This is a genomic window from Methylobacterium sp. 1030 (assembly GCF_040544715.1).
GTDB lineage: Bacteria > Pseudomonadota > Alphaproteobacteria > Rhizobiales > Beijerinckiaceae > Methylobacterium.
Genome location: NZ_JBEPKM010000004.1, coordinates 1 through 23,862, shown reverse-complemented (window position 1 = coordinate 23,862; position 23,862 = coordinate 1). Strand labels below are relative to the sequence as shown.

General features: G+C 71.5%; 23 protein-coding genes and 1 pseudogene. 13 read left to right on the top strand and 11 right to left on the bottom strand.

Annotation, left to right across the window (positions count from 1 at the left end; translation table 11 throughout):
• Positions 1-25 precede the first annotated feature (25 nt).
• The gene (locus ABIC30_RS06480; protein ID WP_103986146.1) at positions 26-577 is read left to right on the top strand and encodes a lipocalin-like domain-containing protein; all 552 of its coding nucleotides are present in this window, start codon (positions 26-28) and stop codon (positions 575-577) included.
• Positions 578-643: 66 nt separating this feature from the next.
• Entirely contained in the window at positions 644-1,078 is a 435-nt protein-coding gene (locus ABIC30_RS06475) for a YybH family protein (RefSeq protein ID WP_020096170.1), read from the top strand.
• Positions 1,079-1,124: 46 nt separating this feature from the next.
• Here ABIC30_RS06475 and ABIC30_RS06470 read toward each other — a convergent pair whose 3' ends face one another.
• The 3 genes from ABIC30_RS06470 to ABIC30_RS06460 all read right to left on the bottom strand — a co-directional run bounded on the left by ABIC30_RS06470 (position 1,125) and on the right by ABIC30_RS06460 (position 4,866).
• Positions 1,125-2,531 carry an MFS transporter gene (locus ABIC30_RS06470; protein WP_020096171.1) on the bottom strand — a complete coding sequence of 469 codons (1,407 nt, stop codon included), beginning with the start codon at positions 2,529-2,531 and terminating at the stop codon, positions 1,125-1,127.
• Between the two features lie 83 nt (positions 2,532-2,614).
• Positions 2,615-4,138 carry an aldehyde dehydrogenase gene (locus ABIC30_RS06465; RefSeq protein ID WP_020096172.1) on the bottom strand — a complete coding sequence of 508 codons (1,524 nt, stop codon included), beginning with the start codon at positions 4,136-4,138 and terminating at the stop codon, positions 2,615-2,617.
• A 95-nt stretch (positions 4,139-4,233) separates the two neighbouring features.
• Positions 4,234-4,866 carry a GntR family transcriptional regulator gene (locus ABIC30_RS06460; protein ID WP_020096173.1) on the bottom strand — a complete coding sequence of 211 codons (633 nt, stop codon included), beginning with the start codon at positions 4,864-4,866 and terminating at the stop codon, positions 4,234-4,236.
• Between the two features lie 126 nt (positions 4,867-4,992).
• Between ABIC30_RS06460 and ABIC30_RS06455 the strand changes: the two genes are divergently transcribed.
• Together ABIC30_RS06455 and ABIC30_RS06450 are read left to right on the top strand one after the other, a co-directional pair.
• Positions 4,993-5,778, top strand: a complete 786-nt coding sequence (locus ABIC30_RS06455) for an alpha/beta fold hydrolase (protein ID WP_026605415.1) — start codon at positions 4,993-4,995, stop codon at positions 5,776-5,778.
• A 96-nt stretch (positions 5,779-5,874) separates the two neighbouring features.
• A complete protein-coding gene (locus tag ABIC30_RS06450; protein ID WP_020096175.1) occupies positions 5,875-6,114 on the top strand; it encodes an Lrp/AsnC ligand binding domain-containing protein in 240 nt (79 codons plus the stop codon).
• Positions 6,115-6,174: 60 nt separating this feature from the next.
• Here the strand turns inward: ABIC30_RS06450 and ABIC30_RS06445 are convergent, their stop codons facing one another.
• Positions 6,175-6,783, bottom strand: a complete 609-nt coding sequence (locus tag ABIC30_RS06445) for a helix-turn-helix domain-containing protein (protein ID WP_020096176.1) — start codon at positions 6,781-6,783, stop codon at positions 6,175-6,177.
• A gap of 203 nt (positions 6,784-6,986) precedes the next feature.
• Between ABIC30_RS06445 and ABIC30_RS06440 the strand changes: the two genes are divergently transcribed.
• The 5 genes from ABIC30_RS06440 (at position 6,987) to ABIC30_RS06420 (ending at position 11,185) form a co-directional block, all read left to right on the top strand.
• Positions 6,987-8,315, top strand: coding sequence for an MFS transporter (locus ABIC30_RS06440; protein ID WP_026605416.1), 1,329 nt, complete (start codon positions 6,987-6,989; stop codon positions 8,313-8,315).
• A gap of 90 nt (positions 8,316-8,405) precedes the next feature.
• Complete coding sequence (locus tag ABIC30_RS06435) at positions 8,406-8,795, top strand: Rid family detoxifying hydrolase (RefSeq protein ID WP_042670561.1); 390 nt, start codon at positions 8,406-8,408, stop codon at positions 8,793-8,795.
• Positions 8,796-8,815: 20 nt separating this feature from the next.
• On the top strand, positions 8,816-9,385 hold the full coding sequence (locus tag ABIC30_RS06430) for an MOSC domain-containing protein (protein ID WP_026605417.1): 570 nt from the start codon (positions 8,816-8,818) through the stop codon (positions 9,383-9,385).
• 14 nt (positions 9,386-9,399) lie between these two features.
• Positions 9,400-10,347 (top strand): PDR/VanB family oxidoreductase, encoded by a 948-nt coding sequence (locus ABIC30_RS06425; RefSeq protein WP_234083254.1) that lies wholly within the window; start codon positions 9,400-9,402, stop codon positions 10,345-10,347.
• A gap of 553 nt (positions 10,348-10,900) precedes the next feature.
• Entirely contained in the window at positions 10,901-11,185 is a 285-nt protein-coding gene (locus ABIC30_RS06420) for a helix-hairpin-helix domain-containing protein (protein ID WP_234083251.1), read from the top strand.
• Between the two features lie 69 nt (positions 11,186-11,254).
• Here the strand turns inward: ABIC30_RS06420 and ABIC30_RS06415 are convergent, their stop codons facing one another.
• Both ABIC30_RS06415 and ABIC30_RS06410 read right to left on the bottom strand, forming a co-directional pair.
• On the bottom strand, positions 11,255-11,668 hold the full coding sequence (locus ABIC30_RS06415) for a thioesterase family protein (protein WP_020096182.1): 414 nt from the start codon (positions 11,666-11,668) through the stop codon (positions 11,255-11,257).
• A 182-nt stretch (positions 11,669-11,850) separates the two neighbouring features.
• On the bottom strand, positions 11,851-12,630 hold the full coding sequence (locus tag ABIC30_RS06410; protein WP_234083248.1) for an alpha/beta fold hydrolase: 780 nt from the start codon (positions 12,628-12,630) through the stop codon (positions 11,851-11,853).
• A 271-nt stretch (positions 12,631-12,901) separates the two neighbouring features.
• Between ABIC30_RS06410 and ABIC30_RS06405 the strand changes: the two genes are divergently transcribed.
• The 3 genes from ABIC30_RS06405 to ABIC30_RS06395 all read left to right on the top strand — a co-directional run bounded on the left by ABIC30_RS06405 (position 12,902) and on the right by ABIC30_RS06395 (position 15,852).
• Positions 12,902-14,050, top strand: coding sequence for an NHL repeat-containing protein (locus ABIC30_RS06405; RefSeq protein WP_234083245.1), 1,149 nt, complete (start codon positions 12,902-12,904; stop codon positions 14,048-14,050).
• 149 nt (positions 14,051-14,199) lie between these two features.
• Positions 14,200-15,228, top strand: a complete 1,029-nt coding sequence (locus ABIC30_RS06400; protein ID WP_056524304.1) for an amidohydrolase family protein — start codon at positions 14,200-14,202, stop codon at positions 15,226-15,228.
• 168 nt (positions 15,229-15,396) lie between these two features.
• Positions 15,397-15,852, top strand: a complete 456-nt coding sequence (locus ABIC30_RS06395; protein WP_132368204.1) for a hypothetical protein — start codon at positions 15,397-15,399, stop codon at positions 15,850-15,852.
• Between the two features lie 126 nt (positions 15,853-15,978).
• On the opposite strand, the gene repB is transcribed toward ABIC30_RS06395, so the two are convergent.
• The 5 genes and pseudogenes from repB to ABIC30_RS06370 form a co-directional block, all read right to left on the bottom strand.
• Entirely contained in the window at positions 15,979-17,055 is a 1,077-nt protein-coding gene (repB, locus tag ABIC30_RS06390) for a plasmid partitioning protein RepB (protein WP_234083242.1), read from the bottom strand.
• A gap of 4 nt (positions 17,056-17,059) precedes the next feature.
• Positions 17,060-18,235, bottom strand: coding sequence for a plasmid partitioning protein RepA (gene repA, locus ABIC30_RS06385; RefSeq protein ID WP_020096188.1), 1,176 nt, complete (start codon positions 18,233-18,235; stop codon positions 17,060-17,062).
• 121 nt (positions 18,236-18,356) lie between these two features.
• Positions 18,357-19,632, bottom strand: a pseudogene (gene repC / locus ABIC30_RS06380) (plasmid replication protein RepC).
• A 251-nt stretch (positions 19,633-19,883) separates the two neighbouring features.
• Positions 19,884-20,972: a replication protein RepA gene (locus tag ABIC30_RS06375; RefSeq protein WP_020096191.1), complete on the bottom strand. Its 1,089-nt coding sequence runs from the start codon at positions 20,970-20,972 to the stop codon at positions 19,884-19,886.
• 1,427 nt (positions 20,973-22,399) lie between these two features.
• Complete coding sequence (locus ABIC30_RS06370) at positions 22,400-22,798, bottom strand: RidA family protein (protein WP_020096193.1); 399 nt, start codon at positions 22,796-22,798, stop codon at positions 22,400-22,402.
• A gap of 140 nt (positions 22,799-22,938) precedes the next feature.
• Here ABIC30_RS06370 and ABIC30_RS06365 point away from each other — a divergent pair, with 140 nt between their 5' ends.
• A complete protein-coding gene (locus ABIC30_RS06365) occupies positions 22,939-23,526 on the top strand; it encodes a TetR/AcrR family transcriptional regulator (RefSeq protein ID WP_020096194.1) in 588 nt (195 codons plus the stop codon).
• Positions 23,527-23,862 lie beyond the last annotated feature (336 nt).

Sequence of the window (23,862 nt, the reverse complement as noted above, 5' to 3'; positions counted from 1 at the left end):
CATGGCCTTACCGGGGGTCGCTGCGATGCGCGTCGTCGAACAGGGGTTGCGCAGGTCTCGGCTCGCCGAGACGGCGATGGTCGGCGTCGCGGGCACCGCCGTCCTGGTCTCGGGTTGTCTCGGCATCTCGCCCGGATGGGCGGTGGACGCGGACGCGGTCGTCGGGACCTGGCGCCTCGCCGCGGCCACGCGCCGGATCGTGGACACGGGCGAGACGATCGACGCCTACGGCGGCCCGAAGCCGACCGGCTGGATCCATTACGGCCGCGACGGGCGCATGATGGTGGTCTGCGCCCACGAAGGCCGGGAGCGGCCGATCGCCAACGACAAGATGTCCGACGCGGACCGGATCAAGCTCCACAAGACCTTCTTCGCCTATGCCGGGACCTACCGGCTCGAGGGCGACCGGATCGTCCACGACATCGACACGTCCTGGAACGAGGCCTGGACCGGGACCTCCCAGGTCCGGCACGTCGCGCAGGAGAACGGGCGGCTCGTCCTCACGACGGTGCCGTTCAAGTTCAACGTCGACGGCAGGATGAGCGTCATCACCCTAACCTGGGAGAAATACCCTTAGTCAAGATCCGGAGCTCCCGCGCCTTCGCACCGTGATCGACCAGAACACTTCACGATGGAGGAAGACATGCTGCGTCCCCACGTCCTGCACGCGACCGTATTCGCTGTCGCCCTGATGACGCCGAGCCTGTGCCGGTCGGACACCGTCCAGGCCGACGCGCAGAGCGCCGCGAGCCAGTGGGACGCGGCGTATAACGGCGGCGACATGGACGCGCTGGCCAAGCTCTACACGCCCGACGCGATCGTCGTCACGAAGGGCGCGCCGCAGACCAGCGACGGCATCCAGAAGTTCTTCGCCGGGCTGAAGGCGAAGGGATGGGACGAGCACAAGACGACGGTCAAATCCGCGCTGCCGAAGGACAACCTGCTCATCGTGTCCGGCCGCTGGGAGATGACCGGCCCCGGGGACGGGGGCGCGAAGAAGAAGTTCGAGGGCAACTGGGTGAACGTGCTGGAGAAGCGCGACGGCGCCTGGCGCACGGTCCTGCACACCTGGAACTGATCGCTCCGCCCGGCCGGGGGACGGCCGGGCGGAGCGCCTCCCGGTCTCAGTGGATCGGGCGCGGAACCGTGCCCCGCGCCCGGGCGGCCGGGCCGCCCTCGGCCGGCGCCACGCCGGCCTCCAGGCTCTCCAGGCTCTGGCTGCGCGGCTCGACGCCGAACGCCGCGACCGCCACGATCTGCAGGGCGAGCAGCCCGATCATCAGGCCGGTCACGCCCGCGATGCCGTAGGTCTCGAACAGGGTAACGACCAGGAAGGGCGTCACGATGGTCGCCCCGCGCCCGACCGTGTTGCACAGGCCCGAGGCCCGCAGGCGCACTTCGGTCGGGAACAGCTCGGGGATGTAGATCCCGAACAGCAGGGCCACCAGCACGTAGATCGGCACCGTCAGCCCGAACCCGACCAGCGGCAGCAGGACCGGGTCCAGGGTCATCGGGTAGAGGATCCCGAACAGGATGGCCGTCGCCGAGGCGCCGATGATCGTCGGCTTGCGGCCCCAGCGGTCGGCGGTCAGGGCGCCGATGGCGCTGCCCACCGGCGCGCCGAGCCCCATCAGCAGCGCGTAGCCGAAGGAGGTCGCCACCGAGAGGCCCTGCCGAATGAAGAAGGTCGGCAGCCAGGTCACGAAGCCGTACAGCAGGGTGTTGATCACCACGAGGCACAGGCAGCCCAGCAGCAGGCGCGACAGCAGCGGCGGCCGGAACAGGGCGGCGAGCCCGAGCTGCGTGACGGGCGCCGCGGCGGCGGCGGGCGGCAGCGGCGCGCCGCGGGCCGCCTCGGCCTCGATCGCGCGCATCAGCGCCTCGGCCTCGGCGTGGCGCCCCACGGCCTCGAGCCAGCGCGGCGATTCCGGCAGGCTCTTGCGGGCGTACCAGACGGCGAGCGCCCCGAGGCCGCCCAGCGCGAACATCGCCCGCCAGCCGAAGGTCGGGATGATCAGGTAGCCGATCAGGGAGGCGGCCGGCAGGCCCGTGACGACGAACACCGCCATGAGGCCGAGGAAGCGCCCGCGCGAGCGCGCCGGCACGAACTCGGTCATGGTCGAGTAGCCCACGACGTTCTCGGCCCCGAGCCCCACGCCCATGATGAAGCGCAGCACGATCAGCACCGTCATGTTGGGCGCGAAGGCCGCCCCGATGGCGGCCAGCCCGAAGACCAGGAGGTTCGCCTGGTAGGTGAAGCGCCGCCCGTAGCGGTCGCCGAAGAAGCCCGTGAGGAACGAGCCCGCCATCATCCCCACGAAGGTGGCCGAGACGAACCACGCGTTCTGCGGCAGGGTCGAGAAGCCGCTCTTCAGGGTCGCGCCGAGCACGGTGGCGGCGATGTAGATGTCGAACCCGTCGAAGAACATGCCGATCCCGATCAGCCACATGATGCGGCGGTGGAACGGGCCGATCGGCAGGCGGTCGAGGCGGCCTCCGGCGTTGACCGCCGGGCTCACGGCTTCGGACATGGGGCGTTTCCTTCCTCGGGTTCGGGGCCGGCGCGGAAGGGGTCCGTCTGGCGCGGACCTCGCATCCCCCGCGCCGCCGGACGTCAGTTCAGGCGGCGCTGGCCGGCCGTGTCGCGGTACCAGTCGAAGGGCCCGTCGCCGGTGGCGACCATCACGCTCTTCACGTCGAAATGGTCGTTGAAGCTCTCGATCCCGCACTCGCGGCCGAGCCCGCTGTCGCCGACCCCGCCCCAGGGCGAGGCCGGGTCGAGGCGGTGGTGGTCGTTGATCCAGACGATGCCGGCCTTGACCGCGTGCGCCACCCGGTGGGCCCGGGCGACGTCGCGGGTGCGCACGGCCGCGGCGAGGCCGAAGGGCGAGTCGTTGGCCAGCCGGAGCGCGTCGGCCTCGTCCTCGAAGCGGGTGACGCTGGTGAAGGGCCCGAACACCTCCTCCTGGAAGATGCGCATGTCGGCGGTGACGTCCGCGAACACGGTGGGCTCCACGAAGTAGCCGCCCTCGAAGCCCGGCACCCGGGCCGCCCGCCCGCCCGCCACCGCGCGGGCGCCCTGGTCGCGGCCGTAGCCGGCATAGGCCAGCACCCGCTCGCGCTGGCGCTCGGAGATGACTGGCCCGAGCTGGGTCGCCGGGTCGAAGGGATCGCCGAGGCGGATCGCGGCGGTCTTGGCGGCGAGCCGCTCGACGAACTCGTCGTAGATCGAGGCCTGGACGAGGTGGCGGCTGCCGCACACGCAGGTCTGGCCGGCGCCGATGAAGGCGCCGAAGGCCGCGTAGTTCACCGCCCGCTCGACGTCGAAGTCGTCGAACACCATCACGGGGGTCTTGCCGCCGAGCTCCATGGTCTGGTGGGCGAAGACCTTCGCGGCGGCCGAGCCGGCGATCCGGCCGGCCTCGGTGCCGCCGGTGAGCACGAGCTTGTTGATGTCGCCGTGCTCGGCCAGCGCCTTGCCGGTCGAGGCGCCAAGCCCCAGCACGATGTTGAACACGCCCGGCGGCAGGCCGGCCTCGGTGAAGATCTGCGCGAGCTTCAGGGTCGTGAGCGGCGTGTACTCGGAGGGCTTGACCACCGTGGTGCAGCCGGTGGCGAGCACCACCGCCAGCGACTTGCACAGGATCATCAGCGGGTGGTTGAACGGCGTACAGTTCGCCACCACGCCGATCGGGGTGCGGCGGGTGTAGTTGAGGTAGTTGCCCTCGACCGGGATGACGTCGTCGCGCCGCGCCAGCGCCACGCCCGCGAAGTAGCGGAAGAAGTCCGGCAGCCGCGAGAGCTGCGCCCGGGTCTCGTTGACCGGCCGGCCGTTGTTGGTGGTCTCCAGCCGGTAGAGCGTGTCGAGGTTGGCCTCGAACGCGTCGGCGAGCCTGTTCACCAGCCGGGCGCGCGCCCGGATGTCCATCCCGCCCCATTCCCGGCCCTCGAAGGCCGCCCGGGCCGCGCGCATCGCCCGGTCGACGTCGGCCGGCCCCGAATTGGGGATCCGGGCGATCACCGCGCCGGTGGCGGGGTTGCGCACGTCGATCAGCGCGCCGTCGCCGGCCTCGACCTCGCGCCCGTCGATGAAGTTGCCCCGTGTCTCGACGGTCGGTTCCGGCGCGTGCAGGGTCATGGCGTCTCTCCCGTGTCGGGTCCGTTGTCGGGCCGGGTCGGGCCCGGTGTCGTGTTCCACCGCGTCCCTCGGCTCCGCGCCGGGCGCGACCTCGTTCAGAGGACGATCGCGCTGCGTTCCAGGGCGGTCAGGATGCGGCGCTCGGCCTGGGCGACGTGCGCGCGCACGAGGCGGCGCGCCCCGCGCCCGTCGCGGCGCTGCACGGCGTCGATGATGGCGGCGTGCTCGTCCACCAGCTGCGCCGGGTCGCGCCCGCGGATACCGTCGAGGCTGACCCGGACCAGCCGGTCCGCCTGCTCGACGAGGTCGCGCACGGTCGCGGCCATGCGGCGGTTCCCCGACGCCTCGGCGAGGGCGATGTGGAAGGCGCGGTTCTCCGCGATGAAGTCGGCGCCGTCCGCGACGGCGCGGAACGCGTCGAGGGACGCCAGGACGGAAGCGGGCGCGCCGGCCGCGGCCTCGGCCGCGCAGGCCGGCTCCAGAGCGAGGCGCATGCGCAGCAGATCGCGCGCGTCCGCCACCGAAATCGCGTTGATCTGATATCCCTGACGCGCGTGAACCGTGACGAGCCGCTCGCGCTCCAGGCGCAGCAGCGCCTCCCGGACCGGCTGCCGGCTCACGGCGTAGCGCTGGGCCAGTTCCTGCTCGCGCACCTCCGCGCCGGGGCGCAGGACGCAGGCCAGGATGTCGGCGCGGATCGCCGCGTAGATGTTGTCTCGGAGCAGCACGCACGACCTCGTTCGATCGACACATGCTGCCATTCGTGAAATATCACGTCAACCGGATTGCGAGCGAACGCGTCGGATGCGACAGCGTCGTGGAGCCGCCGGCAGAGGCGGCGGGGGAGGTCTCGGATGCATGCGATGTTCGCGGATGGCCAGGTCGCGGTGACCCTGTCCGGCGAGGGCCCGCCCCTCGTCCTGCTGCACTCGCTGCTCGCCGACCGGACGAGCTTCGACCGGGTCACCCCGGCGCTCGGCCGCGACTTCCGGCTCCTCGTCCCCGACCTGCCTGGGTTCGGCGCCTCCGCGCCCGCGCCGGGCGGCCTCGAGGCCGTCGCCGACCGGGTCGGCGCGGCATTGCGCGCGGCGACCGGGGGCCGGCCAGCGGCCGGGCTGGGCAACGGCTACGGCGGCTTCGTGCTGCTGCTCTGCGCCCTGCGCCACCCCGACCTCTTCGACCGGCTCGTCTTCGCCGATTGCGGCGCCTGCTTCCCGGAGCCCGGCCGGGCCGCGTTCCGCGGCATGGCCGGCGCGGCGGCCGAGAAGGGGCTCGCGGCGCTCGCCGACACGGCCATGCGCCGGCTGTTCGCGCCCGCGTTCCAGGCCGCGCACCCGGACCTGATGGCCGAGCGCCGGGCCGCCTTCCTGCGCACGGACGTCGACGTGTTCCGGGCGGCCTGCGCGGCCCTGGCCGGCCTCGACCTGCGCGCGCGCCTCTCAGAGATCCGCGCGCCGGCGCTGGTGCTCGTCGGGGAGGAGGACGAGGCGACCCCGCCGGCCATGGCGCGCGAGCTCGCGGCCGGGCTGCCGGACGCGCGGTTCGTGACGCTGCCGGACTGCGCCCACGTCCCGCAGCTCCAGGCCCCCGAGCTGTTCGCCCGCGAGGTCCTGGCGTTTCTCCGGCCGGGTTCCGCCTGAGCGGACGCGCGGAACGGTGCTAGGTTCGGCCGCTCCGGCGGGGTCGGCGGCCCCGATCCGCGCGGCCGCGGCGGCGCGCCATCCAGCGAGACGGACATGAAGACATTTTTCGTGCAGATCAAATGCGAGATCGGCAAGACTTACGCCGCGTCCGACGCGCTCGTCGCGATGGAGATCGCGTCCGAGATCTACTCCACGGCCGGACGGTTCGACATCATGGCCAAGTTCCACGTGGACAACGGCGTCGATATCGGGCTGTTCGTGAACGACTTCCTCCTGCGCCTCGACGGCGTGAAGGATTCCGAGACGATCATCGCCTTCAAGGCCTTCCACTGACGCGCCCGACCGGGACCGGCGGCCGGCCCCGCGCGCCGCGGACGTCCGGGGCGGCCCGGCTCAGCGGACGCGCGACGGGTCGATCACCAGGAAGTACTCGCACGCCTCCGTGCCGACGTTGGTGAAGGCGTGCCCGGCATCGGCCTCGAAATACAGGCTGTCGCCGGTCTCCATGATGACCGCGCGCTCGCCGATCACCGCCCGCAGGCGGCCGCGCAGGACGTAGATGTACTCGGACACGCCGCGGCGATGGGCGGTGAACTCGCCGGTGCTGGCGCCCGGCGGCAGCGTGTTGAGCACCCAGTCGATGCCGCGCCCGGGCAGGACCGGCGAGATGCAGCGCCGCAGGTAGCCGGACGCCTCGTCGCGCAGGATCGGCTGGCGGCTCGCCGGGATGACCAGGATCTCGCGCTCCGTCGCGGGCGCCATCAGCCGCGAGAAGGTGACGCCGAGCGCCTCCGCGAGGCGGGACAGCACCACCGTCGACGGCACGGCCTCGGAGCGCTCGATCTTGGAGATCATCGAGCGGCTGACGCCCGAGCGCGCCGCCAGCGTCTCCAGCGACAGGCCCTGCTCCCTGCGGCGCCGCCGGATCTCCTCGGCGATGTGGATCTGCGGGGACGTCTCCGTCGCTGCCGGGTCCGCCCCGATGATCGTCCTCGCCGTCATGCCCCGTCTTCCGCGCCCGCGTCCGGGCCGCGCGACCGGGGCGCGGCACCGAGAGAGTCGCCCCCGCCTAGCGCAGGGGCTGCCGAAATGCACCTTGCGCCGCACCTTGCGCCGAAGCGCACTCCGGAACGCGCGTCGCCGGGCTGGCACGCCGCTTGCCTCCACAAGAATGGATTTTTATCCATCACAGTGGAGGATGTGCCGTGGCCGATACCGCGTTGCCCCTTGAGGCGTCCCCGGCTCTCGATGCCGGCCCGGTGCCGGTCGCCGACCGGCGCCAGATCGTCTGGTCGAGCGTCATCGGGACGACGGTCGAGTGGTACGACTTCCTGATCTACGGGACGGCCACGGCGCTCGTGTTCAACAAGCTGTTCTTCCCGAGCTTCGACCCGCTGGTCGGCACCATCGCGGCGTTCGGCTCCTACGCGGTGGGCTTCCTGGCGCGCCCCCTGGGCGGCGTCATCTTCGGGCATTTCGGCGACAAGATCGGCCGCAAGGCGATGCTGTCCCTGACCATCATCATCATGGGCCTCGGCACGTTCCTGATCGGATGCCTGCCGACCTACGCGCAGATCGGCATCTGGGCCCCGATCCTGCTCGTGGCGCTGCGCCTGGTCCAGGGCATCGGGATCGGCGGCGAGTGGGGCGGCGCGGTCCTGATGGTGGTGGAGAGCGTCCCGGCGGAGCGGCGCGGCTACTTCGGCAGCATCGTCCAGCTCGGCTACCCCCTCGGCGTCATCGCGTCGATCGGGGCCTTCGCGCTGTGCGGCTTCCTGCCGGAGGCGGACTTCCTCGCCTGGGGCTGGCGGATCCCGTTCCTGGCCAGCGCGCTGCTGGTCGGCCTCGGGCTGTTCATCCGCCTGCGCCTGCACGAGACGCCCGCGTTCCAGCGGGTGAAGCGGCGGTCCGCCGTGGCGCGGCTGCCGGTCATGGAGATCCTCACCGAGCACCCGCGCACCTTCCTGAAGGCCGTGGGCCTCAAGGTCTCCGAGATCGCCTACGTCAGCGTCGTGACCGTGTTCTCGATCTCCTACGTGACCGGCCAGCTCGGGCTGTCGCGCAGCATCATCCTGAACGGCATCCTGGTGGCGGCGGTGATCGAGCTCTTCACCCTGCCGGCCTTCGGCTGGCTGTCGGACCGCTACGGCCGCCGGACCCTGTTCGTCGCCGCCTGCCTGTTCTCGATCGCCTTCGCGTTCCCGCTGTTCACCCTGCTCGACACGCGCGACCCAACGATCATCACCCTGACCGTCGCGGTGGCCCTGAGCTTCGGCCAGGGGATCATGTTCGGCACCGGCGCCGCCTGGATGTCCGAGCTGTTCGACGCGCGCCTGCGCTACAGCGGCGCCTCGCTGGGCTTCCAGGTGGGCGCGGCCCTCAGCGGCGGCTTCACCCCGCTGATCGCCGCGGCCCTGCTGGGCTGGAGTTCCGGCGCGACCTGGCCGATCTCCGTCTACCTGATCGCCCTCGCCTGCATCACCCTGACGGCGACGCTCCTCGCCCCGGAGACGGCGCGCAAGCCGATCGACTGACCGGATGAGCCGCCCCGGACGCGCGCGGCGGCTTCCCATACAGTGGATTATCGTCCACTATCTGAAACAGACCGACGCGAGATCGACCGCATGACGAAGCACACCATACGCACCGAGAAGGCCGCTCCGGCGGTCGGGCCCTACGCACAGGGGATCCGGGCCGGCGGGCTGGTCTTCGCCTCCGGACAGCTGCCGATCGATCCCGCCACCGGCGCGTTCCCGGACGGGATCGAGGCGCAGACCCGGCGGTCCCTCGCCAACCTCGCCGCCGTGCTCGAGGCGGGCGGCGCCAGCCTCGCGAGCGTCGTGAAGACGACCGTGTTCCTCAAGGACATGGCGGAGTTCGCCGCGATGAACGCGGTCTACGCCGAGCACTTCCCGGGCGAGGCCCCGGCCCGCTCCACGGTCGAGGTCGCGCGCCTGCCGCGCGACGCCCGGGTCGAGATCGAGGCGATCGCGCTCGCCACGGAGGCCGCATGACAACCGAGGCGACCAGCACGATGACCGGCGAGACCGCACCCCGCATGGTCGAGGCCTTCGCGCACGCGGCCGGATCGGCCGCCGTCCGGGTTCCGGGCGGCGCCGCCGGCTGGGTCGGCAGCCTGACCCACATCCACATCGCCCCCGCGGCGAGCTACGAGATGGAGGAGGTGTCCGAGGCCGTGTGCGTGGCCGGCCGCGGGATCGAGGGCGACCGCTACTTCCTCGGCACCGGCACCTACTCGCCCAAGCCCGACGTGCGCGAGGTCACGCTGATCGAGCAGGAGGCCCTCGACGCCCTCAACCGCAACGACCCGCCGCTGCAGGAGGGGCCGCTGCGCCTCCTGCCGGGGGACCATCGGCGCAACCTCACGGTGCGCGGCGTGCCGCTCAACCACTTGGTCGGCCGGCGCTTCCGGGTCGGCGCGGTGATCCTGCGGGGCGGGCGCCTCAACTTCCCCTGCCGCTATCTCGAGGAGCTGCTCGGAATGCCGGTCTACCTGCCGCTCTACAACCGCTCGGGCCTGAACTGCGGGATCGAGAGCGGCGGCGTGATCCGGCCCGGCGACGCGATCGCGCTGCTGGACTGACGGAGCTGCGCGCGATGACGGCCCGCCTGATCATGAAGCTGCGCGTCGCCGACGCGGTCGCGACGACGCCGGAGGTGCTGCACCTCGGTCTGGTCCATCCCGCGCGCCCGGAACTCCCCGCCTGGACGGCCGGCGCCCACGTCGACCTGCGCCTGCCGGACGGGCGGGTGCGACAGTACTCGCTGTGCGGCGACCCGGCCGACCGGAGCCGCTACGAGATCGCGATCAAGCGGGAGGCGGCCGGCCGGGGCGGCTCGGCCTGGGCGCACGAGACGCTCGCGCCGGGGGCGTTCGCCCACGTCTCGGCGCCCCGCAACAACTTCCCCCTCGACCCCGGCGCGCGCCGCCACCTGCTCGTGGCCGGCGGGATCGGGGTGACGCCCCTGCTCGCCATGGCGCGCGCGCTCTCCGCGTCGGGGGCGGACTACGCGTTCCATCTCTGCGCCCCCTCCCCCGAGCGCGCGCCGCTGCTGGCGGCGGTGCGGACGGTCTGCGGGCCGCGCCTCCGGTGCTGGTTCGGGTCCGAGGGGCGGCGCTTCGACCCCGACGCCCTCGGCCCGGCCGAGACCGGGACCCACGCCTACGCCTGCGGGCCGCGGCGCCTCATGGACGCGGTCCAGGAGGGTCTGGTCGCGCGGGGCTGGCCCGCCGAGCGGGTGCACAGCGAGCATTTCGAGCCGCTGCGCGACGAGGGCTTCGTACCGGAGCCGTTCGAGGCGCGCATCGCCTCCACCGGGCAGGTGCTCCACGTGCCCGCCGACCGGTCGCTGCTCGACGTGCTGCGCGGCGCGGGGCTCGACCTGCCCTCCTCCTGCGAGCTCGGCGTCTGCGGCGCCTGCGAGTGCGGCTATCGCGACGGCGCGGTCCTCCACCGCGACGCGGTCCTGCCGCTCGCCAAGCGCGGGAGCCGCATGATGCCCTGCGTCTCGCGCGCGCGGGACGCCGTGACGCTCGAGCTCTGACGGCCGGACCCGCGCTGCGGCGTTATCAGACGTGCGGCCCCGCGCGGGCGACGACGCCGGCCGCCTCGCCGCGCGGCCCGCGCGACCGTGAGCTGCGCCAGCGCGCCGCACGATTCGGATCAGCGAACCTCACGCGGCGGATGGCGATGCCGCTCGGGCTGGGTTAGCCCGCCTCGACAGTGCCATCGCCGTGGGACAGTGCCCCGCCCGCCAAGAGGAGGTTGTGAGAATGAGCCGATCCACGCTGTCCATCAGCGCCGGTCTGGCGGCGGCCGCAGTCGTCCTGGCGGGCCTCTGGATCTCCTACGGGCCCCGCCCTCACGCGAGCCGCGACAGGCAAGCGTCCACACCGATTCCCGTGTCCAAGCAGGACCGATCCGGGATCGACCCGCAGGGCGAGGCCATCCGGTCCGTCTATCCGGGGCCGAACGCCGGATCCGCCCAGCGCGTCGCCCCGGCACCGCGGAACGCGACAGCCGCCCCCCCGTCGTCCCTGGCGGCAACCCCGCCCGCATCGCCGGCAGCGTCGCCGGATGCCCCCGCGGCAAGCGGGGTGGCGAAGCCGGCGGCGCCGCCGCAGCAGGCCGAGGGCGCGCCGGGCTCCGGCCAGCCGCCAGCTTCTCCAGGCCAGGGCGTCGACCTCAACACGGCGTCCGTCGAGGAGCTGAACGCCCTCGGGGCCGGCATGATCGGGCGCCGGATCGTCGCGTTCCGGCCCTACGGCTCCCCGGAGGATCTCGTGACCCGGCGTGTCCTGAAGAAGGCCGATTACGAGGCGATCAGGGCTGCCGTCGCGGTGCGGCAGACCGAGTCCGCTGGCGCGGGCCGCCCGGATTGAGGGTCGAAGCCCGTCGGCACCGAGCCGGGCTCGTCGGTCCCACAGGTGCCAGGGGCCACGGCCCGGACCCTACGCGCGCTTCGACGGGGCGGGCTGTTTGGCGGCGAGACGTTTGCCGAGCCGCTCGATGTCGACGATCATCCGCTCGTGCGTCCCGGACCCGATCTGCTCCGACTCGTCCCAGGCCGCGACGCGGAACTGGATCTGGCGTCCGGCGACGCCGACCACCTCGGCTTCCGCCCGGACGCGGTGCCCGACCGGGGTCGCCGCCATGTGGGTCACGTCCACCTTGGTCCCGACGGCGCTCTCGCCGGGATCGAGGTACTGGCGGACGGCGTTCAGCGCCGCGTTCTCCATGATCAGGACCATCATCGGCGTGGCGAAGACCGGCGGCAGGATGTTGTCCTTGAACTGGCTGGCCAGATGTGACGGCCCGACCAGCATGGCGAAGCTCCCCTTCGCCCCCAACGGGATGTCCTGCATGCGCGCGCTCCAGATCCGTTTCGGCCCGATGACCGATAGGTAGGGCCGAGGGACCGCGTCCGGACATCCCGGGACCTTCGCCGCACGCAGCCCAGCCCCCTCCCCGCCGTCCGGCCCGGCACGGGAACCCCGGACCGGGAACCGTGGGGAGGGACGAGCGCCCGCAAGCGAGCCGCGTCCGGTCAGCGACGACGGCGGGGCTGGCCGGCCGCCTCGAGGATGAGATCCGCGATATCCGGAGCGCGCGAGATCAGGGACAGGTGGCTCGCCCGGAGCTCGACGGTCCGCGCGTTCATGCGCTTGGCCATGAACCGTTCGAGGTCCGGGTCGATGGTCCGATCCTCGGTCGACACCGCGTAGAAGCTCGGCTTCGAGCGCCAGGCGGCCTGGGTGGTCCGTCCCGTCAGCAGGGCCTTGCGGAACGGCTGCTGGACCGCGAACAGCACCCGCGCCTTCTCCACCGGCAGGTCGCCCGCGAAATCCCGCAGGAACGCCGCCTCGCTCAGGCGCCCCTCGTCGCCGTCGAACACGATGCCGGCCGAGGCGGGCGGGGTCGGGTAGGCCTTCGCCAGCGCCGCGTAATCCTCGTTCGCGTCCGGCGCCCGCGCCGCCACGTAGACCAGCGCCGAGACCTTCGGGTCGATCCCGGCTTCGGTCACGATCATGCCGGAGAACGAGTGGCCGACGAGGACGGTCGGTCCCTCCTGGCGGGCCAGCACGCGCTGCGCCGAGGCCACCGCTTCCGCGAGGGTGGTCAGCGGGTTCTGCACGGAGTTGACGGAGAGGCCGGCCGCCTGCAGGTGCGGGATCACCTCCGACCAGCACGACCCGTCGGCGAACAGCCCGTGGACCAGCACGACGTTGCGCGCCCGCGGGAGGTCCTGGGCGGTGGCCGGTCCGGGCAGCAGCGCGGCGGCCGCGCCGGCGGCAAGGGTGCGGGTCAGCGTTCTGCGCGTCATCATGGGGGCGCCTCCATCCGGACTCGTCGATGCGGGACGTACCGTCCCTGTTCGCCGTCGGCGCGGGAAGGATACAGCCTCGGGCCGCCCAGGGCGCATCTCGGCGCGCGCCTCGACTCGACCCGGCGGCGGCCGGGACCGCGCGCGGACGGGCACATCCGGGCGCAAGCATCCCGGGATGTTACCCAGATATGCTGCGCGATGCTGGACGAGGGCGGCCTTTCAGCCTCTCATGGCGGCACGAATTGAGTAAAAATCGGGAGAGGAAACCGAGATGCTGCGACGCGTGCTGCGTCGGCTGACGGCTGCGGCCTCGCTGACAGTGCTGACATTCGCCGTTCCGGCCTTCGCCGAGGAGCCGCTGCGCTTCGAGGTCGATCCGGCCTGGCCGCAGCGCCTGCCGAACGACTGGATCATGGGTCAGGCGGCGGGCGTCGCGGTCGACGCGCAGGACAATGTCTGGGTGATCCAGCGGCCGCGCACCCTCACCGACGACGAGAAGGCCGCGAGCCTCGATCCGCCTCGCACCCGCTGCTGCAAGCCGGCGCCGCCGGTCCTCGTCTTCGACCAGGCCGGGCGCCTGGTGAAGTCCTGGGGCGGCCCGGGCGAGGGCTATCAGTGGCCCCAGAACGAGCACGGCATCCACATCGACCACAAGGGCTTCGTCTGGCTCGCCGGCAACGGCGACACCGACGGCCAGATCCTGAAGTTCACCCCGGACGGCAAGTTCGTGCTGCAGATCGGCAAGCAGGGGCCGCAGACCGACAGCCGGGACACGAGCCGCCTCGGCAAGCCGGCCGGCATGATGGTCGACCCGGAGACGAACGAGCTCTACGTGGCCGATGGCTACTACAACCACCGCGTCATCGTGTTCGACGCGGAGACCGGCGCGTTCAAGCGGATGTGGGGCGCCTACGGCAAGCCGCCGACCGACGACAAGCTCGGCCCCTACGATCCGGCGGCGGCCCCGTCCCAGCAATTCGCCAACCCGGTGCACTGCGTGCAGATCGCCCGCGACGGCCTCGTCTACGTGTGTGACCGGACCAACGACCGGATCCAGGTGTTCCGGAAGGACGGCACCTTCGTCAAGGAGATGTTCGTCGAGAAGAACACCCGGGCCAACGGCTCGGTCTGGGAACTCGCCCTGTGGCCGGACGAGCGCCAGACCTACCTGCTCAACGCCGACGGGGCCAACAACGAGGTCCGCACCCTGAGCCGCGACACCGGCGAGGTCCTCGGCCGCTTCGGCCGCAACGGCCGGATGGCCGGCGACTTCCACTGGGTCCACAACCTCGCGATCGACTCCAAGGGCAACGTCTTCACCACCGAGGTCGACACCGGGAAGCGGGCGCAGAAGTTCCTGTTCCGGGGCGACATGGTGCTGCGCAAGCGCGCCGCCCTGCCGGAGGGCGGCGCGCGATGATCGCGGCGGCAGATCCGGCCACGCCGATCACCGGCGCGGGCTGCGCGTGCTGCCTGCCCCGGCGCGGCTTCCTGGGCCGCCTCGCGGGGCTGGGGGCGGCGGCGCTGACGGCCGGCGCCGCGCGGGCCGAGCCGTCGCGCTACACGGGTCTGGTGATCGACTGCCACGGGCACTACACCACCGAGCCGGCCGCCATGCTGGACTGGCGCAAGCGCCAGATCGGCGCGCTCAACGACCCGGGCCAGTCCCCCAAGCCGTCGGACCTGCAAGTCAGCGACGACGCGGTGCGCGCCAGCGTGAGCGGGCGGCAGCTCAAGCTCCAGTCCGAGCGCGGCATCTCCCTGGCGCTGTTCTCGCCGCGGGCCGGCGGGATGGGCCACCATATCGGCACGGCCCGCACCAGCCTCGACTGGTCGATCGTGTCGAACGACATGATCCACCGTGTGACGAGCCTGATGCCGCAGAACTTCGTCGGCGTCTGCCAGCTGCCGCAATCGCCGGGTGTCTCGCCCAAGAACTGCACGGCCGAGCTCGAGCGCTGCGTCAAGGAGCTCGGCTTCGTCGGCTGCAACGTCAACCCGGACCCGTCCGGGGGCTACTGGACCGATCCGCCGCTCTCCGACCGGTTCTGGTACCCGCTCTGGGAGAAGATGGTCGAGCTCGACGTGCCCGGCATGGTGCATGTCAGCGCCTCGGCCAATCCCAACTTCCACGCGACCGGGGCGCACTACATCAACGGCGACACCACCGCCTTCATGCAGTTCGTGACCTCGGACCTGTTCAAGGACTTTCCGACGCTGCGCCTGATCATCCCGCACGGCGGGGGTGCCGTGCCCTATCACTGGGGACGCTACCGGGGGCTGGCCCAGGACATGAAGCGGCCGCCGCTGTCCGAGCTGATGCGCAACGTCTTCTTCGACACCTGCGTCTACCATCAGCCCGGCATCGACCTGCTGCTCAAGGTCGTCCCGCGCGAGAACGTGCTGTTCGCCTCAGAGATGGTCGGCGCGGTGAACGGGGTCGATCCCGAGACCGGCCACGCCTACGACGACACCAAGCGCTACGTCGAGGCCGCGGCGATCCCGGACGCGGACCGGGCCAAGATCTACGCCGGGAACGCGCTGCGCGTGTATCCGCGACTCGCGGCGCGGCTCCGGTCGGCCGGCGTGACGCCGTAGGGCCGCCGAGGGCCCCGGAGGAGTCGCAGAGGCGGGGCTGACCCGATCGCGGATCCGCCGGCGCGCGCCTGCCGGTGACCGGGCGAATGTGTCTTAGATCGACGGCGCCGCCGCGCGAACGATGTTGGTCCCAGGGCCGGACCGGCGGGTGAAGCGGGGATGTCGTTCATGAGGGTCACGATCTGCGCCGTCGCGCTCTGCCTTGTCGCGGGCCTGGGCCACGCTCAGGAGGCCGGACAGACGGTCGCCGGCGAGGGCGATTGGGTGCTCAGGAAATCGGCGGCCCCGTCGAGCGGCGACGTCGCCTGCGTTCTGGCGCCGAAGGCGCGGTCGCGCATCCAGATCGTCGGCGACCGCATCGAGATCACCGGCCTGCCAAAGAATTCCATCTTCAATTATCAGTATCGGATCGACGAGGGACCTGTTTCAAACGCGATGTTTCCCACAACGCAGATGCAGGACGCCGGAGTGATCACGCTGAATGGGGACGTATTGAAAGATATTCTGGCCGGTCGACGCTTCAGCATCCGCCTGCTGGACCGATGGCACGAGGCCATCACGGAGGAGATCAGCCTCTCCGGGCTGCGCGGCCTGATCGACAAGCGGGCCGAGGCCTGCAGGTAGCCGGGGCCTCACGCAGCGCGCCGGAGCCCCCTCCCCCGTGCGGGCGGATCGCGCGCGGCGGATCTCGGGGACCGGCGGCCTCGCGACCGGTCCGCCCCGGCGGCGCGAGGCCCGGGCGGCGCGACCTCAGAGCCCGGATCGCTCCGGGCCGCGCGCCTGCTCGCGCTCGTAGGCCGCGAACAGCTCCGGGAGGCGCGCGACGAGGAAGTCGCCGAAGGCGGGATGGAGCGTCTCGTCGATGATCAGGCCCACGGTCGTCGGGGTCCGCTCGATGCGCGCCAAGCGGCGCCCGTCCTCCGCCAGCCCCGCCTCCGGCCCCGCGCGGACCACCGGTGGCGCCGGGGCTGGGACCGGCGCCACGGCCGCGTACACGCGCACGAACCGCTGGTCGGAGGACAGGGTCGCGAAGGCGTCCGCGGCGACGATCTCATCGACCCGCGCCCGCATCTCCGGGCTGGCGAGGCGATCCGCGAGGCTCATCCACCGGCGGCGTCCCGCCTTCGGGGCGGGACCGATGGCGGCGATCACAGAATCGGGCAGGGCGCGCCGCGCCGCGATCAGGCGCGACAGCTCGGTCTTGTCGACGAGCAGGGCGGCCATGATCACGTCGCGCCCGTGCCCGAGCCGCTCCAGCGTCAGGGCGAAGGCGGCCCGCTCGATGAAGCTGAGATCGGCCCGCGCGTTGTTCTCCTGACCCTGGGCGACGACGAGTTCGGCATCCGTGAGCGTCCGCACCAGCGCGCGGACCGGCCGCCCCAGCGCGGCCGCGGCCCGCAGCCGCCGGTGGCCGAACGCGACCTGATAGCGCCCGCTGACGGTGGGATGGGGCCGCACCAGGATCGGGGTCTGCTGCCCCTGCGCCCGGATGACGGCGACGAAGGCGTCCTCGCCGGGGCCGTCGATCACCGGCAGCCGGTCGGGGGCCGGCGACGGGTCGACGAGGCCCGGATCGAGATCGACCGCGACGCTGCCGGACCTGAGCTGGTCCTCCGCGGCGCGCGCCGAGACGACTTCGGAGGTCAGGCGCTCCAGGGACCGGCTCATCGCGCCGACTGCGCCGCGGCCGGTGAAGCTGGGAACGGCCGGGGCCGGGCCCCGCTCCGATCGCGCGGCCGCCGCGTCGTCGCGGGGCGAGTTGACCGCGGTCAACTCGGTCTGGTCGGCCGGATCGAGCAGGCCGGCGAGGAGGTTCTTGCGGGCCATCGGATCAGCGTCCCCATGCCGTGCGGATCAGCGCCTCGATCTCGCCGTTGACCGCGTCCAGGCTCTCCATCGCGCGGTCGTAGGTCGCGCGCGTGAACTGGTCGCGACTGACCTCGAACAGGGTCTGCTTGGTGATGCCGGCATCCGAGACCGCCGTGCTCTTCAGCATCGCGTTGGTGAGCACGCGCTCCCCGAACAGCGTCCGCATGAACGCGACCATCTGGGTCTGCGGACCGTCGGTCGGCTCGTAGCGCGTGACGAGGTAGCGCATCCAGTCGTAGTTCATGTCGCCGCCGGCCTTGGCGACGACCCCGAGCATCTCGGAGGTCATCAGCAGGAACTGGCACATCGACATCACGTCGAGCATCTGCGGATGCACGGTGACGAGCACGCTGGTCGCCGCGCACAGGGCCGAGAGCGTCAGGTAGCCGAGTTGCGGCGGGCAATCGACCACGACCACGTCGTAGCGGTCGGCGACCGGCGCCAGGGCCTGGGCGAAGCGCGTGAAGAACAGCGAATCGCCGTCGCTGCTCCGCTGGAGGAGGGCGCGCGGTGTCTCGTGCTCGAATTCCATCAGCTCGAGATTGCCCGGCACGAGGTCGAGGCCCGGAAAGTAGGTCTTCTGGATGACGTCGGTCAGGGGACGGCGCGCCGCGTCGTACCGGATCGCGGCGTAGAGGGTCTCGTTGTCCCGCACGTCGAATTCGGGCTGGATCCCGTGCAGGGCCGACAGGCTCGCCTGCGGGTCGAGGTCGACGGCGAGGACGCGGTAGCCCTGCAGCGCCATGTGCTGCGCGAGATGGGCCGCCGTGGTGGTCTTGCCCGAGCCGCCCTTGAAATTCACCACCGCGATGATCTGGAGATGCTCCTCGGCCCGCCGCTCCTTCCGGTACCGCCGGCCAGTCTTGGCCCCTTCGTCCAGCATGCCGCGCAGCGCCTGGATGTCGGCGCTCGAGTAGGATCGCCGCCCGGACGGCCCGATCTCGGGGGCGGGCCCCTTGCCGTCGAGCGAGAGGCGCCGCAGGTAGCCGTCGTCGACCCCGATCAGCTTGGCGGCCTCGCCGGACGAGAATCGCCGCAGCTGCTTGCGCGCCTCGGGCGGGAACAGCCGCTGCCGGTGCGACTGCAGTTTGGCCGACAGCGCCTGCGCGTCGCCGGCGATCAGATCGTGCATCGCCATGGAGGTTGACCCCGAAGAGGGTAGGGCGGCGAGCGCCGCGGGGCTGGCCACGGTTCCGAACTCCTGTCACGGTTTTCTCGGCCGCAAACGCCGCCGCACCGTGACAAGATCACAGTCAACCTTAACAGAATGTTGACGCTCGCGCCGCCCCGCTTCCGAGCGGGCGAGCGTGTTGACCGCGGTCAACTCCCGCGACGCGGACGGGACCGCTTGGGCCGTCGGCTGACGCTCGACGGCGCTGGCGCCACAGGGCGAAGAGCATCGGCCAGGCCGAGAACCGACCGGAGCGGGACTTCCGCGTCAGGTCGCGGAGATAGGCGCCGGGCGCGCCGATCGACTCGGCGCGCTGGAGGATCGCCGACAGCGCCGACAGCGCGTGGTCCCGCCCCATCGCGGCCAGGGCCGCCTCCCAGACGTCCGGACCGATTCCCAGCGCCGGACGAACGACCTCCGCCGCGCCGGCCAGATCGGACCAGCTCCGGATACCGTCGCGGGCGTAGAGCACGACGTCGGGACAGGCCTCGAGCACCATCGGCAGAGGCAGGGGCGAGGGGAGGGAAGAGGGGATCGGCGAGGGGAGGGGACGCGGCTGGCCGGGCGCGGGAGCGACGTCGGATCGCGCGGCTCCGGCCGGGCCTCGCCGGGGGCACCGTTCAGAATCGTCAGCAGGATCTGGATCTGAATTCTGATGGTGGCGCTCACCGTGAGACGCAGTGCCGACCATTTCCGGCGCATTCGCCAAACTTGGCAGCCACTTGTCCACCTCCCGGCGCAGCGCGCGCAGCGGTTCGGCGGCGGCGTGCAGGTGGGGCTCGCCGGCGGTCCGACCCGGCATGCCGCCGCAGGCCGCGAACCGGTCCGCGAGCGCCGCCCAGGGCCCGGACCATCCGGATTCGGCGGCCAGGGCGAGGATCTTCGACAGGTCGCGGCGGTGCAGGGCGATCTCCTCGCGCAGGAGCAGGCGCCGGCGCGCGGCCGCCCGCACCGCCCGGGCAAGAACGGCGAATTCCCCCGCGCGCGCCACGAGCGGCGTCAGGTCGAACCCGAAGGCGCGCGATCGCGCCGGCACCGTCGCGGCGCGCGTAGCGCTTGCCGTTCGGGCTGTCCCGCCGGATCACCAGGCCGGCCGCGACGAGCTGGGCCAGCGCGCGCCGCAGCGTCGCCGGGGACGGCCCGTGCGACCGCAGCGACAATTCGCGGTTCGACGGGAAGACCACGAGCGGCGAGCCGGGCGACAGCGCCGTCTCGGGATGGAACGTGAGCAGCGCGCTCAGCACCGCGAGGGCGCGGTCCGAGACGGCGAGGTGATCCTTCGCCTCGGTCACGTCGCGGAAGATGCGCCATTTGTGCCCGACCGCGTCGTCGGGGCAGGCCTTGGCCGCCGCCTGCGCGGCCATCATGCCGAGCGAGAGCGGTCGCCGCCCGAAGGGCGTCGTGGGTTCGTGTCCGGGAAGCATTGTCCTCGCCCGCGATGAGGCAAGAGAGCAGCGCCCGCCGAGGCGATGGCCGCGTCGCGTGGTTGACAGCGATGTCCGGGAGTGATTCTCTGAGGTTGTCCAGACGACAGAGAGGGCTTCCGGGGCGAACGTCTCGGGGGCCTTTTCTTTTGCCGGGTTGCTCCGTCTAGAGGGGTGGGGGTGGGCCGCCGTCAGGCGCGCGCGGCACCGGCCGGCGTCAGCAGGTCCGCGCTCTCGCAGGGGCCCATCTGATCCGGGACCCGCGCAGCCTTGCGCGCCCGCGGCGCGGCACGGGCGCGACGGGTCGGCCCCCCCGCGACGGCGACGAAGGCGCGCCGCAGCTCCGCCGGGTCCGAGTGCCGCAGCACCAGACCCTCGGCCGTCATCGCGACGTTGGCTTCCGGGTACGCGTCGAGGGTGCGCTTGATCGATTCCGAGAAGGCCTGCTTGAAGCGGGAGGCGAATTCCGAGGATCCGAACTGCGCCATCAGATCGCGCCAGGTCAGCAATTCGCTCTCCCCGCGCGAGAGCAGCGGCAGCCGGTAGCAGAGGTACACGAGGATATCGATCGCCATGGCGTTGTGGGCGACCTGGCGCAGCCTGGCGGTCGGCACCGGGATCGAGTGCCGTGTGAAGCGGTCGTAGGCGTTCTGGCTGAGCATCAGCGCTTCCGGCCAGCGCATGGCGCTGTGTCCCCCGGCGGCCCAGACCTCGAGGTCGTCATCCTTGAACGCGCCCCCCTCGATCAGGCTCTCGCGCTTGAACACGTGGCCGCCCTCGTCGCCGTTCAGGACCATCGTGAAGATGGGGAAGCTCAGCCGGACGAGCTGGTCCTTGGTCGGCCCGATCGAGCCCCGCTCGCCGCCCGTGACCGGCAAACCGACGGCCTTCAACCACTCGGTGATCCGCCCCATCTCCATCCAGCGGTCGCCGGCGCTCCGGCGCGGATCGCGGGCCTCCGTGGCCAGCCACATGGAGAGGAGGCGCGCCTTGGGTCCGAACGGGACGCCCACCTCGATCTGGCGCCCGTTGGGCAGGACGAACCGGGCCGGCTCGACGGTCAGCGAGAAGCGACCGTCGCGCCGGTTCCACGGCTCCATCGTGTTCTTGGGCCGGCGCAGCGGCAGGCCGGCGATGCAGAAGCCCTTGTGGAGGAACGACACATCCATGCGGCCGTCGAGCGCGGGGCCGAGCCTGGTCGTCGGCCGGTCGGCTCCGGCCTCGGGGCGCCGCAGGCTCTGCTCCCACAGGCTCAACTGGCGGGTCTCTGCCGCGTTCATGCCGGTCTCGCTCTCCTCGTGCCGACCACAGGGCAATTTGGAGGCTATCAGTCGCGAGTCGCCGACCGGGCGCAATCATCGGGTTTCCAAATCTCAGCGCGCCGACCGGGATTCTTTACAAAACTCAGCGTCGGCGACCCACGGCCGCCCAGCGGTCGAGCCGCGACGGCGTCCCGGCACGGCTGCGACCGCCGTTGGCGCCGGTCGCGTCGGCGCGAGTGCGAAAAATCAGCGCTCGCCGACCGTCCGCTGGCAAAAGTCAGCGTGGCGCACGCCGTCGATGACGGGTGAGGGCGCTTGGCGACCTTCCAAACCCCGGCAGGCGCGTCCACCTGCGCTGATTTTTGTAAGTCCCGCGCCGTCGGACACCGCAGGGGCCGCGCTGAGTTTTCTCAGGAGCGGACCCGGGGGCGCTGATTTTTGTAAGCGGTCGCGTCGGCAGGCCCGGCACCAGCGCGTTGGGTGGCCACTGACCGGCGACGCGTCTCGGGCGCGCTCGGACGCCACTGGACAGAGACGCGAGGCGGCCGATCAGCCGCACAAAGGGTGGCGACCCGGCCTGCTCGGGACCTCGCCGACGCGCTTCCAGCGGCGGACCGTAACCCGCGCGCCCGTGAGGCGGCGTGGACCGATCGGCAGGGACGACTCAGATGCGAGCCGCGCACCGCAGGATCAGGATGGTGGTGCGGCGACGCGTCGGATGGTGGCGTCGCTGACCGGCAAGGTCCCGTGGTCCGGAGACGGTCGGGCATCCGGTCGCGGCCCGCGACGACGCGGTCGGTGACCGCCCGACACATCGGAGCGCTACGGAGCGGGACCGGGAGGGGAGGGCGCCTTCGGGCCGCTCGCGCGACGGGCGTCGGCACCGGGCCGGTCATGGACGCCCCGTGCGCCCCTGCGCGGGCCGCGCGTCCCGCTCACCTATCGCCTGCGAAGTTCCAGAACGTGCCGCGTCGCGGGCGGCAAGTTGTCGCTCAAGGACAGGACGCGCGCATCCGAGGTGAACCGAATCTTCCTGTCGTTGTTTACGCTCGCCACCGAGGAGCGTTGACGACGTGACACCCCGATACGGTGTGTGACGCGGCGATCCGGGCCGTCTTGCCTTCCCGGAGCGCGGTCGCGCGCCGCGATCTCTGTCGACGACCGAAGATCCGATTTGTCAGGAGGAGATCCATGAAGGGATTCACGAAAATTGTGTCGTACGCGGCGGCCGCGGCGGCGGTCTGCATGCTCGCGGTTGTGGTGGTCCAATCGGCGGGGCTCCTCGCCGGGTGATGGGCCCCACGCGGTGATCCAAGTTCAAAGTTCGTACAGGGTCAGGAGCGATAGTCTAAATCTGTCTCATCGACGATGATGCCGGTATCGGGACCGTGGAGGAACAAGCGGCTTGGCGATTCTTCCCGGCATCGTCCGAGCCGAACACCGACTCAGACCGGGGTCGGAAGACGGGCGATGACCTTGATCTCGAAGTCGAAGCCCGCGAGCCAGGTCACGCCGACGGCAGTCCAGTTCGGATAGGGCGGTTCGCCGATCATTACGTCGCGTACCGCCATCACTGTGTCGAACTGCGTTTCAGGGTCGGTGTGGAAGGTTGTCACGTCCACCACGTCGTCGAAACTGCAGCCGGCCGCCGCGAGAACGGAGTTCAGCCTGTCGAAGGCACGGCGAACCTGCGCACCGAAATCCGGTTCAGGCGAGCCATCCTCGCGGCTGCCGACTTGGCCGGAGACGAAAAGCAGGTCGCCGGACCGGATCGCGGCCGAGTAGCGGTGCTTGTCGTAGAGGGCTTGCCGTCCGGGCGGAAAGACTGCATCGCGCTTCGACATATCGCGTGTCCTCTGCGAAGGGTGCCGACGGCTTCCATCGACCTCGCGGCGCCATTCACATACGCCGCGTATGCGGACCATCATGGCATACGCGGCGTATGTCAACACATGCGGGCCTATGTGAAGGATCGAGGCATCCTGTGGCATCGGGACGGCGCGCGCTGAAGATGGAGGAAACCCGCGCGAGGCTGATCCGCGCGGCGCGTGCAGCCTTTGCCGAGAAGGGCTACGCAGCGGCGTCGATGGATGAGCTGACGGAAGCGGCCGGCCTGACGCGCGGCGCGCTCTATCACAACTTCGGCGACAAGAAGGGCCTGCTTCAGGCCGTCATCGCGCAGCTCGACGCCGAGATGGTCGCTAAGGCGCGGGTCGCGCGCGAGAGGGCGCCAACGCCCTGGCTCGGCTTCCTCGACGAGGGCGTCGCCTACATCGAGTTGGCCCTCGAGCCGGAGATCCAGCGCATCGTGCTCCTCGACGGACCGGCAGTGCTGGGCGATCCGTCGCGATGGCCGGGCCAGACCGCCTGCCTGCGCACGACGACCGAGACGATCCAGGCCCTCGTGGAGGCCGGGACGGTCAAGCCTGTCGATGCCGAGGCCGCGGCGCGCCTGATCAACGGCGCGGCGCTCAACGCCGCGCTCTGGGTCGCCGCGTCCGACGATCCACCGGCCGTCCTCGGCAGGGCCACCGAGGCCTTCCGGTGCTTGGCGAACGGCCTCCTGAAGTAGGCCGTCCCGCCGGTCTGGACGCGTCATCCTCGGGCGCGCGACGCGTTCGTCGGGGGACACCTTGCAGGGTGGCCCGCGCGCGAACAGCGAGAGAGGAGACGACAACGACGTCTGCTCCGGACCCATGTCGCTCGAAAGCCGACCAGCCGGAAGCCATCCGTCTGAGACGTTCAGGCGGGCGTCGCGCGATGACGGAAACTGGCCGTAAGTGGAACAGCCGCTTCTGAGACGGTCGGCCGGAAAAGCAGATGGGGTGGATGGCTCCCGCTCCGACTGACGGCATCTCGGTGCCAAGATGTGGTCGCTGTCGAAGCAGCAGCCACGCTCATGCAGGAG